Origin of the sequence: Streptomyces sp. NPDC012637 (assembly GCF_042954805.1) — a bacterium.
In the GTDB taxonomy this organism is placed as follows: domain Bacteria; phylum Actinomycetota; class Actinomycetes; order Streptomycetales; family Streptomycetaceae; genus Streptomyces.
On record NZ_JBIBDS010000014.1, the window covers coordinates 44,980 to 58,653 of the forward strand.

Genomic DNA, 13,674 nt, shown 5'->3' on the forward strand with positions numbered 1-13,674 from the left:
GGAACGGGCGCGGACTACAGCACGGCGTCCGCGAGGCGGTCGAGCTGGTCGGGGCCGGCGTCGCAGGGCATGAAGACGATCTCGTCGCAGCCGGCGTCCTGGTAGGCCGTCACCGCCGCCCGCAGCCGGGACGGTTCGGTGAGCGCCATGGTGACGATCGACTCGGCGCGGCCGGAGAAGGCGTAGTAGTCCATGAGGTAGCGCTGGGCCAGCCACTCGGCCCGGGGGCCGAGCGAGAAGTAGAGCAGGGTCATCAGGTGCGGGCGTCCGGTGCGGCCGTGCCGCAGCCAGGCGGCCTCCACCCGTTCGGCGTTGGCCCGGTAGCCGCTGGGCGAGCTGCCGCCGGCGATCCAGCCCCGGCCGTACTGCGCCGTCCTGCGGAAGGCCGCGGCGGAGGTGCCGCCGAGGATCAGCGGCACCTCGCCCTGCGGGGCCGGGCCGACGGCGCCGGGGCCGTCCCCCCGCCAGGTCTCGCGCAGTTCGGCGAGCATCGCGTCGAGCAGCTTGCCGCGTACGGCGGGGTCGACGCCCGAGACGGTGAAGTCGTCGTCGCGGTTACCCGCGGCGAGACCCAGGGTCAGCCGGCCGCCGCTGACCCGGTCGAGGGAGGCGACCTGCTTGGCGAGCAGGGGGGTGTTGTTGCGGTACGGGGCGGTGAGCACCGTGGTGGCGATGCCGATCCGGCGGGTGACGGCCGCGGCCGCGGTCAGGGCGACGAGCGGGTCGTAGCTGTCGTACACCAGCCGGTCGAGCACCCCGAGGGTGGAGAAGCCGTGGCCCTCGGCGCGCAGGGCCCAGTCGGTGATCCGCTCCCCCTCGGCGCCGGGGACGGTGGCGGGCAGTCCCACTCCGATCAGCACGGCCGGCCTCCTTCGACGGACAGGGCGGATGCGACGGACTCGGCGGAGCCGGCCGACGTGGCGGAGCCGGCGGACTGGGCGGAGCCGGCCGACGTGGCGGAGTGGAGCGGCTCGGCGGACCCGGCGAACCGGGCGAGCTGTGCGGCGACCCGCGCCGGAGTCGGTCTGCGGTCGTTCTCCGCCCTGATCTCCTCGGCGGCCTTGCGGTACGCGGGCTGTTCGAGGAGTTCGAGGACGGCGGCGCGCAGGCCCTCCGGGTGGGCCTCGTCCCGGCCGAGCGAGAGCCCGGCGCCGGTCGCGGTGAACCGCTGGGCGTTGAAGGTGTGGTCGATCAGCTGCGGCACCACCAGCTGCGGCAGCCCCTGGGCGAGGCCGGTCAGGATGGTGCCCGCGCCGCCGTGGGCGACGACCAGGTCGCAGTGCGGCAGGACGCAGTGCAGCGGCACCGACTCGATGACCTTGGCCCGCTCGGGCAGGTCTCCGAGCAGCCGGCGCTGCGCCCCGTCGACCGCGACGACGATTCCGACGTCGAGCGCGTCGAGCGCGGCGACCACCTCGCCGGCCAGGAACATCGACCCGTCGAGCCGGCCGACCGTGGTGCCCCAGGTGACGCAGACCCGGGGCCGCCGGCGCTCCGCCGGCGGCAGCGGGACCGGCACCCGGCCCGCGCCGTTGTACGGCACGTAGCGCATGGGCAGCCGGTGCAGCGGGCCGGGCCGGGACTCCTCGGGCACCTGCATCGCGGGCGGGCAGAGGTCCACGGTGAGCGCGCCGAGGGTGTCCGGTCCTTCCAGGCCGAAGCGTGCGAACAGCGGTGCCAGCTCGCGTGCCTCGGCGTCCAGGGTGGCCTGCCGGTGCATCAGGTCGGCGCCCCAGGGCATCCGTACGGCGCGGGCGCCGCAGGCCGCGGCCGCGAGCGGCCCCGCGTACGCGGTGGGTTCGTGCACCACCAGGTCCGGGCGCCAGGCCCGGGCGAACGCCACCAGGTCGTCGGCCATGGCCTCGGCCAGGTCGGCGAAGAGCGACACCGCGCGGGGCCCGCGGCCGGGCGTGCCGGCCGCCCGGCCCGGGATGTACTCGCGGATCCGGGCCACCGCGTCCAGGTCGCGGCCGACCGGCACGAAGGGCAGCCCGGCGGCGGTGACGTGCGCCGCGAGACCGGGCGGCGTGGCCACCCGCACCTCGTGGCCGGCCGCCCGCAGCGCCCAGGCCAGCGGCACCATGGGATAGAAGTGGGTCGGCCAGGCCCAGCTGACGAACAGCACCCGCATCGCTCGCCTCACCCCTCCCGTCCCGGCAGACCGGCCTCGCGGTGCGCCCGGGCCACCGTCTCCATGACCGCGGTCCGGGCCTCGGTCGTGTCCGCGTACGGCGAGATGCCGAGCGTCGTGATCCCGGCCGCCGCGTACTCGGTGAGCCGCCGGGCGATCCGGGACGGCGAACCGAGGAGCGAGGTGGAGTCGATGAACTCCAGCGGCACCGCCGCGGCGGCGCCCGCCGCGTCACCGGCCCGGAACCGGTCCTGCACCTCCTCGGCCGCCGCCTCGTAGCCCATCTGGGCGGCGAGCCGGAAGTAGAAGTTGCTCTCCCGGTCGCCGAGGCTCATGAACCGGGCGACGTACGGCCGGATCGGCGCCGCTGCGGCAGCGACGTCCTCGCCGACCGCGGCCGGGGCGGACAGGAAGGCGTCGAAGCCGTCCATCTCCCTGCCCGCCCTGCGGCGGCCGGTGCGGAGCGCGTCGAGCGCCCGCTTGGCGTGCTCGGGCGTGCAGAAGACGCCCACCCAGCCGTCGGCGATCTCACCGGTCAGCTCCAGGCTGCGGGTGCCGACCGCGGCCAGGTAGACCGGCAGGTCGCCGCGGACCGGGCCCGGCAGCCGGAACGGGCCGGCGTCGCTGCCGGGCAGCGGCAGGGCGAAGTGCCGGCCCTCGTACGTCACCGGCTCCTGGGCCAGGGTGCGCCGCACGACCTCCACGTACTCCCGGGTCCTGGCGAGCGGCCGGGCGAACGGGGTGCCGTGCCAGCCCTCGGTGACATGGCTGTTGGAGATGCCGAGGCCGAGGCGGAACCGGCCGCCCGAGAGGCCGTCCAGCGTCGCCGCCGCCAGGGCCATGGCGACCGGGGTCCGCGCCGGGATCTGGATGACCGTGGACAGCAGACCGATCCGGCTGGTCCGCGCGGCCACCCAGCCGAGCACCGAGATCGCGTCGGAGCGGAAGCCCTCGGGAGCCGCGGCGACGTCGAAGCCGAGCCGCTCGGCCTCCTGGGCGGTGCGGGCGCAGTCCTCGGGTACGAGGTTGATCCCCAGTCGCATGGCCGGGTCACCCTTCCTTGTGGCCGATGACCAGCGAGTCGGTGTTGCTCAGCACCTTCGCCTCGGTGCGGCTGAAGCCGACCTCGGTCATCCAGCCCCGGCACTCCTCGACGGAGTACTCCGAGCCGCCGTGGGTGACGAGCAGCATGTCCAGGCTGATCAGCAGGTTGACCAGGTCCGCGGGCCGCTCGTCGACCATCCGGTCGTACACGAGCAGCGCGCCGCCCGGCTCGACCGCCTCGTAGGCCTTGCGGATCAGGCCGAGGCGCTGCTCGGCGGACCAGTTGTGCAGCACGTGGCCCATGACGAGCACCTGGCCCGACGGCATCGGGTCCTTGAAGAAGTCGCCTCCGGTGAAGGAGATCCGGTCCTGGGTGCCGAGGCGCTTCATGTGGTCGTCGAAGGCGGGCGCGACGTGCGGCAGGTCGAAGACCTTGGCGGTGAGGTGCGGGTGCTGGGCGATCAGCAGCGCGGAGAGGTTGCCCCGGGCGCCGCCGACGTCCACGAAGTCGGTGCGGCCCGCCCAGTCGAAGGCCTTGCCCAGCTTGGGCGCGACCTGGCTGTTGAGGGAGTCCATCATGGCGAGGAACTGGTCGAGGTGCTCCCGGCTGTCGGCCATCTGGGCGACGATGTCGCCGTCCTTGCCCTTCACCTGGGGCTCGCCGGTGCGCAGCGCGTCGGTGAGGTTCGTCCACGCCGGGTAGAGCATGTTGTTGGCGCGCTCCAGGAAGCCGCCGGCGTAGGAGTTCTTGCCGCGGTCCAGGAAGCGGTCCGCGGAGGGGCTGTTGCGGTAGTGCTCGCCGTCGGCCTCCAGGACGCCGAGCGTGACCAGGGCCGTGACGAAGTCGCGGGCTCCGCGCGGGTGCAGGCCGATCACGTCGGAGAGCTCCGACAGCGTCAGCGGCTTCGCGGCGAGCGTCGAGAAGACGTCCAGCTCCAGCGCGCTGAGCAGGATCTTGGCGTCGCAGAAGGCGGTACCGAGCCGGATGAGACCCTCGGGGCTGGACGCATCCGAAGCGGAAGTGTGAGTCGTCACCGACAAAGTCCTTTCTCCTGATGACGGGACGCGTGGATGGTTCAGCACCCGCCTCGAAGCCCGCTGGAGCCCGCCGCGGACGCCCTCGTGAACTCCTCGGGCACCAGCGGAAGTCGAGGGGCGGACGGCACGATCCGGCCGACATGACACCGGTGAGGGGAGAGACGTGATGTCGGATCGGCGCGTGGCGCTCGTGACCGGGGCCAACCGCGGCCTCGGCCGGGCCGTGGCCGCTGAACTGCTCGCGCGGGGACTGCGGGTGGTGGTGACCGCGCGGGACGCCGGGGCCGCGGCCGCCACCGCCCGTGAACTGGGTCCGGGCGCGGAGGGCCGCGTGCTCGACGTGACGAGCCCGGAGAGCGTCACGCGGGCGAGGGACGCCGTCGGTCCGGTGGACGTCCTGGTCGGCAACGCGGGCGTGCTCCTGGAGGACGGCACGGGCGATCCGCTGTCGGTGCCGGTGGACGTGGTGGAGCGGACCCTCGAGGTGAACCTGCTGGGCTCCTGGCGGGTGGCGCAGGCGTTCGTGCCCGCCATGGTCGAACGCGGCTGGGGCCGGGTGGTGTTCGTGTCCAGTGGCACCGGCTCGTTCAGCAACGGCCTGTTCGCCGGCAGCCCCGGCTACGCGGTGTCGAAGGCCGGTCTGAACGGTCTGACGCAGATGCTGGCGACCGCCACCGAGGGGACGGGAGTCCTGGTGAACGCCGTCAACCCGGGGCCGACCCGGACCCGCATGATGCCGGGCGGCCGGCGCAGCGCCGAGGAGGCCGCGGTGGACGTCGTGGACGCCGCGCTGCTGCCGGACGACGGCCCCAGCGGCACCTTCCGGCGGGGCGACCAGGTCCTCGGCTGGTGAGGGTACGGGGGCGGCTCGGCGGGTGCGGGCACGGGGGCGGCCGGAGGGCCGGTGACCCGTGACGGGCTGGCTCGGGTCTTGAGCACTCCTCGATGCGGTGTCGGCACGGTGCCACGACCGAGTCACCGAACCGAGCGAGGAGTTTCGCCATGGACCACGGCGCCGGGCCGCGCCCGCCCTTCCGGGTGCTGCTCAGGATGGAGATCCGCCCCGGCACGGAGCGGGAGTTCGAGCGCACCTGGCTCGAGATCGGCACCCGCATCGCCGCCGAGCCCGCCAACCTCGGCCAGACCCTGATCCGGGACGTCGAGGACGGCGGGGTCTACTGGGTCATCACCGACTGGACCGACGAGCCCGCCTTCCGCGTCTTCGAGACGAGCGCGGCGCACGTCGACAACCGACGTCGTCTCCAGCCCTTCCGTACCGGCGGCGAGATGCGCCTCACCCAGGTCGTGCACCGACTCGAACCGGCCGCCGGAGCTCCCGCCCAGTGAGCGGCGGCGCGTCCTCCTCCCGCACCTCCCCGACACCCAAGGAGCATCTCCCGTGACACGTCGTCTGTTCACCTCGGAGTCGGTCACCGAGGGCCACCCCGACAAGATCGCCGACCGGATCAGCGACACGGTCCTCGACGCGCTGCTCGCCCAGGACCCGTCCTCCCGCGTCGCCGTGGAGACCCTGATCACCACCGGCCAGGTGCACGTCGCCGGCGAGGTCACCACCGCGGCGTACGCCGACATCGCGACCCTGGTCCGCGAGACCGTCCTGGACATCGGCTACGACTCCTCCGCGAAGGGCTTCGACGGCGCCTCCTGCGGCGTGTCGGTGTCCATCGGCGCGCAGTCGCCGGACATCGCGCAGGGCGTCGACACCGCCTACGAGGCCCGCCAGGGCGACGAGGTGGACGACCTGGACCGGCAGGGCGCCGGCGACCAGGGCCTGATGTTCGGCTACGCCTGCGACGACACGCCCGAACTGATGCCGCTGCCGATCTCCCTCGCGCACCGGCTGTCCCGCCGCCTCGCCGAGGTCCGGCACGACGGCACGCTGCCGTACCTGCGCCCCGACGGGAAGACGCAGGTCACCATCGAGTACGACGGCGACCGGGCCGTGCGCCTGGACACCGTGGTGGTCTCCTCCCAGCACGCGCCGGGCATCGGCCTGGACTCGCTGCTCGCCCCGGACGTCCGCGAGCTGGTGGTGGAGCCGGTGCTCCGGGAGCTGTCGATCGCGACCGAGGGCTACCGGCTCCTGGTCAACCCGACGGGGCGCTTCGAGATCGGCGGCCCGATGGGCGACGCCGGCCTGACCGGCCGGAAGATCATCGTCGACACGTACGGCGGCATGGCCCGTCACGGCGGCGGTGCCTTCTCCGGCAAGGACCCGTCGAAGGTGGACCGCTCGGCCGCGTACGCGATGCGCTGGGTCGCCAAGAACGTGGTCGCCGCCGGGCTGGCCAAGCGGTGCGAGGTGCAGGTCGCGTACGCGATCGGCAAGGCCGAGCCCGTGGGCCTGTTCGTGGAGACCTTCGGCACCGAGAGCGTCCCGCTCGACCGGATCCAGCACGCGGTCCTCGAGGTCTTCGACCTCCGTCCGGCCGCGATCATCCGCGACCTGGACCTGAAGCGTCCGGTCTACGCGAAGACCGCCGCCTACGGGCACTTCGGCCGCGAGCTGCCGGAGTTCACCTGGGAGCGCACCGACCGCGCGCAGAAGCTGGCCGCCGCGGCGCGTGCCGTCTGACCACCCCACTCCGACTCCCGACTCCCCCAAGGACCCGAGGAGGTACCCGGTGCGTATCGCTGTCACCGGCTCGATCGCCACCGACCATCTGCTGACCTTCCCCGGCCGGTTCGCCGACCAGCTGCTCGCCGACCGTCTGGAGAGCGTCTCGCTGTCCTTTCTCGCGGACGGCATGGAGGTACGGCGCGGCGGCGTCGCCGCCAACATCGCCTTCGGGCTGGCCAGGCTCGGGCTCGCGCCCGTCCTGGTCGGCGCGGCCGGCCTCGACTTCGCCGACTACCAGGTGTGGCTGAAGCAGCACGGCGTGATCGTCGATCACGTGCGCATCAGCGACACCCTCCACACCGCCCGCTTCGTCTGCACCACGGACCTCGCCCAGAACCAGATCGCCACCTTCTACGCCGGGGCGATGGCGGAGGCCCGGGAGATCGACCTGCGGGAGGTCCTGGCCCGGACGGGGCGGCTCGACCTCGTCCTGGTGTCGCCGGACGACCCGGAGACCATGCTGCGGCACGCCCGTACCTGCCGCGAGCTCCAGGTCCCCTTCGCCGCCGACCCGTCGCAGCAGCTGGCGCGGCTGGACGGCGGACAGGTGCGGGAACTGGTGGACGGCGCCCGCTTCCTGTTCACCAACGAGTACGAGACCGCCCTGCTCCTGGAGAAGACCGGCTGGAGCGAGGCCGAGGTCCTGGCCCGCGTCGGCACCTGGGTCACCACGCTCGCCGCCGACGGCGTCGCCGTCCGGCGCGCCGGGCAGCCCGCGCTCACCGTGCCGGCCGTGCCCGCGGACGAGGTCGCCGACCCGACCGGCGTCGGCGACGCCTTCCGGGCCGGATTCCTCGCCGGGATCTCCCGCGACTGGCCGCTCGAGCGCTCCGCGCGCCTGGGCTGCGCCCTGGCCACCACGGTCCTGGAGTCGGTCGGCACGCAGGAGTACGCGCTGTCCGCGCGGGCCCTGCTCGACCGCGTCGCCGCCGCGTACGGCACGGAGGCGGCCGAGGAGATCGCCCCGGGACTCCCGGGCCCGACGGGACTCGCGGAGGTGGCCGGCTGATGGCACGCGCACCGGAGGCGCTGCGCGAGGCCCTGGCCACCCGGGTCGTGGTGGCCGACGGCGCCATGGGCACCATGCTCCAGGCGCAGGACCCGAGCGCGGCGGACTTCCAGCACCTGGAGGGCTGCAACGAGATCCTGAACGTGACCCGCCCGGACATCGTCCGGTCGGTGCACGAGGCCTACTTCGCGGTCGGCGTCGACTGCGTGGAGACCAACACCTTCGGCGCCAACCACGCGGCGCTCGGCGAGTACGGGATCACCGAGCGGATCCACGAACTGTCCGAGGCCGGCGCCCGCATCGCCCGTGAGACCGCGGACGCGTTCGCGGCGCGGGACGGGCGGACCCGCTGGGTGCTCGGCTCGATCGGCCCCGGCACCAAGCTGCCGACCCTCGGCCACACGACGTTCGACGTGGTCCGCGAGGGCTACCGGCAGAACGCGGCCGGACTGGTCGCGGGCGGCGCGGACGCGCTGCTCGTGGAGACCAGCCAGGACCTGCTCCAGGCCAAGGCCGCGATCCTCGGCTGCAAGCAGGCCCTGGCCGAGGCCGGGCTCGACCTGCCGGTCTTCGCCCAGGTGACGGTGGAGGCCACCGGCACGATGCTGCTCGGCTCGGAGATCGGGGCGGCGCTGACCGCCCTGGAACCGCTCGGCATCGACTTCATCGGCCTGAACTGCGCCACCGGGCCGGCCGAGATGAGCGAGCACCTGCGTCATCTGGCCCGGCACGCCCAGGTGGGCCTGTCCTGCATGCCGAACGCCGGCCTTCCGGTGCTCGGCAGGGACGGCGCCCACTACCCGCTGTCGCCGGAGGAACTGGCCGACGCCCACGACACCTTCACCCGGGAGTACGGCCTGTCGCTCGTGGGCGGCTGCTGCGGCACGACGCCGGAGCACCTGCGCGCGGTGGTGGAGCGGGTACGGGGCCGGGCCCTGGCGCCGCGCGCGCCGCGCCCGGAAGCCGCGGCGGCGTCGCTGTACCAGGCGGTGCCGTTCCGCCAGGACACCTCGTACCTGGCGATCGGCGAGCGGACCAACGCCAACGGCTCGAAGAGGTTCCGCGAGGCCATGCTGGCCGGCGACTGGCAGGCGTGCGTGGAGATCGCCCGCGACCAGATCCGCGACGGCTCCCATCTGCTGGACCTGTGCGTGGACTACGTGGGCCGGGACGGCGCGGCGGACATGCGGGAGATCGCGGGCCGGCTGGCGACCGCCTCCACGCTGCCGATCGTCCTCGACTCCACCGAACCGGAGGTGCTGCGGGCCGGTCTGGAGCAGCTGGGCGGCCGTGCGGTGCTCAACTCGGTCAACTACGAGGACGGCGACGGCCCCGAGAGCCGCTTCGGCCGGATCGCCGGGCTGGCCCGTGAGCACGGTGCCGCGCTGATCGCGCTGACGATCGACGAGGAGGGCCAGGCGCGGACGGCGGAGAAGAAGGTCGAGATCGCCGAGCGGCTGATCGCACAGCTCACCACGGACTACGGGATCGCGGAGTCCGCGATCCTGGTCGACTGCCTGACGTTCACGCTGGGCACCGGCCAGGAGGAGTCGCGCAGGGACGGCGTCGAGACGATCGAGGCGATCCGCGAGCTGAAGCGGCGCCACCCGGACGTGCAGACGACCCTGGGCCTGTCGAACATCTCCTTCGGTCTCAGTCCGGCCGCCCGCGCCGTACTGAACTCCGTCTTCCTGGACGAGTGCGTGAGGGCGGGCCTGGACTCGGCGATCGTCCACGCGTCGAAGATCCTGCCGGTGGCACGGATCCCGGAGGAGCAGCGCGAGGCGGCGCTGGACCTCGTCTACGACCGGCGGCGGGAGGGTTACGACCCGCTCCAGCGGCTGCTCGATCTCTTCGAGGGCGTCAGTTCCGCCTCCGTGAAGGCGTCCAAGGCGGAGGAGCTGCTCGCGCTCCCGCTGGAGGAGCGGCTCAAGCGGCGGATCGTCGACGGCGAGCGCGCGGGCCTGGAGGCCGACCTCGACGAGGCGCTGTCCGGGCGTCCCGCTCTGGAGATCGTCAACGACGTGCTGCTGGACGGCATGAAGACGGTCGGTGAGCTGTTCGGCTCGGGTCGGATGCAGCTGCCGTTCGTGCTGCAGTCGGCCGAGGTGATGAAGACCGCGGTGGCGTACCTGGAGCCGCACATGGAGAAGTCCGACGCCGAGGGCAAGGGCACGATCGTGCTCGCCACCGTGCGCGGCGACGTCCATGACATCGGCAAGAACCTCGTCGACATCATCCTGTCCAACAACGGCTACAACGTGGTCAACATCGGGATCAAGCAGCCGGTGTCGGCGATCCTGGAGGCCGCCGAGGAGCATCAGGCGGACGTCATCGGGATGTCGGGTCTGCTGGTGAAGTCCACGGTGATCATGAAGGAGAACCTGGAGGAGCTGAACGGCCGCGGACTGGCCGGGCGCTTCCCGGTGATCCTGGGCGGGGCGGCGCTGACCAGGGCGTACGTCGAGCAGGACCTGCACGAGCTGTACGACGGCGAGGTCCGCTACGCCCGCGACGCCTTCGAGGGCCTCCGGCTCATGGACGCCCTGGTCTCCGTCAAGCGCGGCGTCCCCGGTGCCGCACTGCCCGAGCTGCGCGGACGGCGGGTGGCCGCCCAGGCCACGGCCGTACCGCGGGCCGAAGCGCCCGAACCTGCCGGCCGTTCGGACGTGGCCGCCGACAATCCGGTCCCGGCGCCGCCGTTCCAGGGCACCCGCGTGGTGAAGGGCATCCAGCTGGCGGAGTACGCGAGCTGGCTGGACGAGGATGCGCTGTTCAAGGGGCAGTGGGGTCTGAAGGACAAGGAGACGATCGGGTCGGAGGGCCGGCCGCGGCTGCGGGGCTGGCTGGACCGGCTGCAGACCGAGCAGCTCCTCGAAGCGGCCGTGGTCTACGGCTACTTCCCCTGCGTGTCCAAGGGCGAGGACCTGATCGTCCTGGACGAGGACGGGGGCGAGCGGACCCGCTTCTCCTTCCCCCGTCAGCAGCGGGGCCGCCGTCTCTGCCTGGCCGACTACTTCCGCGCCGAGGACTCCGGCGAGGTCGACGTGGTCGCGCTCCAGGTCGTCACCGTCGGGTCGAGGATCGGCGAGGAGACGGCCAGGCTGTTCGCCGCCGACTCCTACCGCGACTACCTCGAACTCCACGGCCTGTCCGTCCAGCTGGCCGAGGCCCTGGCCGAGTACTGGCACTCCCGCGTCCGCGCGGAGTGGGGCATCGCCGGGGCCGACCCGGCGTCGATGGCCGCCATGTTCCGCACCGAGTACCAGGGCTGCCGCTACTCGCTGGGCTACCCCGCCTGCCCCGACCTGGAGGACCGCGCCAAGATCGCCGCCCTCCTCGACCCCGCACGCATCGGGGTGGAGCTGTCGGAGGAGTACCAGCTGCACCCCGAGCAGTCCACCGACGCCTTCGTCGTCCACCACCCCGAGGCGACCTACTTCAACGCGGGAGGCGGCCGATGACCTCGCTGGGCGAACTGCTCGCCGGCGGACGGCGGTCGTTCTCGTTCGAGTTCTTCCCTCCGAAGACGGCGAAGGGCGAGCGGACGCTGTGGGACGCGATCCGGCGCGTGGAGGCGCTCGCGCCGGACTTCGTCTCCGTGACGTACGGCGCGGGCGGCTCCTCGCGCGACCGCACGGTCTCCATCACCGAGCGGATCCTGACCGACACCACGCTCCGGCCGATCGCCCATCTGACCGCCGTCGGCCACTCGGTGACCGAGCTCCGGCGGATCGTCGGCCGCTACGCCGACGCCGGGATCCGTGACGTGCTCGCGCTGCGCGGCGACCCTCCGGGCGACCCACAGGGCGAGTGGGTGCCGCATCCCGAGGGGCTCACGTACGCGGCCGAGCTGGTCGAACTCCTCAAGAGCGTCGGCTCGTTCACCGTCGGCGTGGCCGCCTTCCCGGAGCGCCATCCGCGTTCGTCCTCCTGGGAGAGCGACATCAAGCACTTCGTCGCCAAGTGCCGGGCCGGGGCGGACTTCGCCGTCACCCAGATGTTCTTCGACCCGGAGGACTACCTGCGGCTGCGCGACCGGGTCGCCGCGGCCGGCTGCGACACCCCGATCATCCCGGAGATCATGCCGGCGACCGGTTACGACCAGATCCGGCGCTTCGCCGAGCTGAGCAACGCCGCCTTCCCGCCCGAGCTCGCCCGGCGCCTGGAGGCGGCCCGCGGCCGCCCCGAGGAGGGGCACCGGATCGGCGTCGACCACGCGACCGCGATGGGCGAGCGGCTGCTCGCCGAGGGCGCGCCGGGACTGCACTACATCACGCTCAACAGTTCGTCCGCCGCGGTGGAGATCCACCGCAACCTCGTTCCCGGACGGACCTCTTCCCTGCTCACCGCCGCCTGACGACTGGAGTTGACATGCCGTCTCCCGACCACCACAACCACGATTACAAGGTCGCGGACATCTCGCTGGCCGCGTTCGGCCGCAAGGAGATCACCCTCGCCGAGCACGAGATGCCGGGCCTTATGTCGATCCGCAAGGAGTACGCGGAGGCCCAGCCGCTGGCCGGCGCCCGGATCACCGGCTCGCTGCACATGACCGTGCAGACCGCCGTCCTCATCGAGACCCTCGTCGCGCTCGGCGCCGAGGTCCGCTGGGTGTCCTGCAACATCTTCTCCACCCAGGACCACGCGGCCGCCGCGATCGCCGCGGCCGGCATCCCGGTCTTCGCCTGGAAGGGCGAGACCCTGGAGGAGTACTGGTGGTGCACGGAGCAGGCGCTGACCTGGCCCGGCGGCGAAGGCCCCAACATGATCCTCGACGACGGCGGCGACGCCACCCTCCTCGTCCACAAGGGCGTCGAGTACCAGAAGGCGGGTGCGGTGCCCGACCCGTCGACCGCCGACAACGAGGAGTTCCGCATCGTCCTGGAGCTTCTCCAGAACTCCACGCTGGACTGGGGGACGCTGGCGGCCGGCATCAAGGGCGTGACCGAGGAGACCACCACCGGTGTCCACCGCCTGTACGAGATGCACCGCGACGGCGCTCTGCTCTTCCCGGCGATCAACGTGAACGACGCCGTGACGAAGTCGAAGTTCGACAACAAGTACGGCTGCCGCCACTCGCTGATCGACGGCATCAACCGTGCCACCGACGTCCTCATCGGCGGCAAGACCGCCGTCGTCTGCGGCTACGGCGACGTCGGCAAGGGCTGCGCCGAGTCGCTGCGCGGCCAGGGCGCCCGCGTGATCGTCACCGAGATCGACCCGATCTGCGCGCTCCAGGCCGCCATGGACGGCTACCAGGTCGCCACCCTGGAAGACGTCGTCGAGACCGCCGACATCTTCATCACCACCACGGGCAACAAGGACATCATCCTCGCCTCGCACATGGCCAGGATGAAGCACCAGGCGATCGTGGGGAACATCGGTCACTTCGACAACGAGATCGACATGGCCGGCCTGGCCAAGGTCCCGGGCATCGTCAAGGACGAGGTCAAGCCGCAGGTCCACACCTGGACGTTCGAGGACGGCAAGGTCCTGATCGTCCTGTCCGAGGGCCGGCTCCTCAACCTGGGCAACGCGACCGGACACCCGTCCTTCGTGATGTCGAACTCCTTCGCCGACCAGACCCTGGCCCAGATCGAGCTGTTCACGAAGACCGCCGAGTACCCGGTCGGCGTCCACGTGCTGCCGAAGCACCTGGACGAGAAGGTCGCCCGCCTCCACCTCGACGCCCTCGGCGTCAGGCTCACGACCCTCCGCCCCGAGCAGGCCGAGTACATCGGCGTCCCGGTGGAGGGCCCGTACAAGCCGGACCACTACCGCTACTGAGCACGGAAAAGGCGCCGGCCG

General features: G+C 72.6%; 11 protein-coding genes. 7 read left to right on the forward strand and 4 right to left on the reverse strand.

Going from position 1 to position 13,674, the window contains the following annotated elements; genetic code table 11:
• Nucleotides 1-14: 14 nt before the first annotated feature.
• The 4 genes from ACFY8W_RS36720 to ACFY8W_RS36735 are packed head-to-tail and all read right to left on the reverse strand — an operon-like array spanning nucleotide 15 to nucleotide 4,210.
• Nucleotides 15-860 carry an LLM class flavin-dependent oxidoreductase gene (locus tag ACFY8W_RS36720; protein ID WP_391115266.1) on the reverse strand — a complete coding sequence of 282 codons (846 nt, stop codon included), beginning with the start codon at nucleotides 858-860 and terminating at the stop codon, nucleotides 15-17.
• Complete coding sequence (locus tag ACFY8W_RS36725) at nucleotides 854-2,131, reverse strand: nucleotide disphospho-sugar-binding domain-containing protein (RefSeq protein ID WP_391115268.1); 1,278 nt, start codon at nucleotides 2,129-2,131, stop codon at nucleotides 854-856. The genes ACFY8W_RS36720 and ACFY8W_RS36725 overlap by 7 nt, the downstream gene beginning before the upstream one ends.
• Nucleotides 2,132-2,139: 8 nt before the next feature.
• A complete protein-coding gene (locus tag ACFY8W_RS36730) occupies nucleotides 2,140-3,174 on the reverse strand; it encodes an LLM class flavin-dependent oxidoreductase (RefSeq protein WP_391115270.1) in 1,035 nt (344 codons plus the stop codon).
• Between the two features lie 7 nt (nucleotides 3,175-3,181).
• Complete coding sequence (locus tag ACFY8W_RS36735; protein WP_391115271.1) at nucleotides 3,182-4,210, reverse strand: methyltransferase; 1,029 nt, start codon at nucleotides 4,208-4,210, stop codon at nucleotides 3,182-3,184.
• Nucleotides 4,211-4,379: 169 nt separating this feature from the next.
• On the opposite strand from ACFY8W_RS36735, the gene ACFY8W_RS36740 reads away from it, so the two are divergent.
• The 7 genes from ACFY8W_RS36740 (at nucleotide 4,380) to ahcY (ending at nucleotide 13,653) form a co-directional block, all read left to right on the forward strand.
• Entirely contained in the window at nucleotides 4,380-5,066 is a 687-nt protein-coding gene (locus ACFY8W_RS36740) for an SDR family NAD(P)-dependent oxidoreductase (RefSeq protein WP_391115274.1), read from the forward strand.
• A 149-nt stretch (nucleotides 5,067-5,215) separates the two neighbouring features.
• Nucleotides 5,216-5,560 (forward strand): antibiotic biosynthesis monooxygenase, encoded by a 345-nt coding sequence (locus ACFY8W_RS36745; protein ID WP_391115277.1) that lies wholly within the window; start codon nucleotides 5,216-5,218, stop codon nucleotides 5,558-5,560.
• Nucleotides 5,561-5,612: 52 nt separating this feature from the next.
• Nucleotides 5,613-6,809 carry a methionine adenosyltransferase gene (gene metK / locus ACFY8W_RS36750; RefSeq protein ID WP_391115280.1) on the forward strand — a complete coding sequence of 399 codons (1,197 nt, stop codon included), beginning with the start codon at nucleotides 5,613-5,615 and terminating at the stop codon, nucleotides 6,807-6,809.
• Nucleotides 6,810-6,858: 49 nt separating this feature from the next.
• Nucleotides 6,859-7,863, forward strand: coding sequence for a PfkB family carbohydrate kinase (locus tag ACFY8W_RS36755; protein ID WP_391115283.1), 1,005 nt, complete (start codon nucleotides 6,859-6,861; stop codon nucleotides 7,861-7,863).
• Nucleotides 7,863-11,327, forward strand: coding sequence for a methionine synthase (metH, locus tag ACFY8W_RS36760; protein ID WP_391115286.1), 3,465 nt, complete (start codon nucleotides 7,863-7,865; stop codon nucleotides 11,325-11,327). The genes ACFY8W_RS36755 and metH overlap by 1 nt, the downstream gene beginning before the upstream one ends.
• Nucleotides 11,324-12,223 (forward strand): methylenetetrahydrofolate reductase [NAD(P)H], encoded by a 900-nt coding sequence (metF, locus tag ACFY8W_RS36765; RefSeq protein WP_391115288.1) that lies wholly within the window; start codon nucleotides 11,324-11,326, stop codon nucleotides 12,221-12,223. The genes metH and metF overlap by 4 nt, the downstream gene beginning before the upstream one ends.
• A gap of 14 nt (nucleotides 12,224-12,237) precedes the next feature.
• Entirely contained in the window at nucleotides 12,238-13,653 is a 1,416-nt protein-coding gene (gene ahcY / locus ACFY8W_RS36770) for an adenosylhomocysteinase (protein WP_391115290.1), read from the forward strand.
• Nucleotides 13,654-13,674 lie beyond the last annotated feature (21 nt).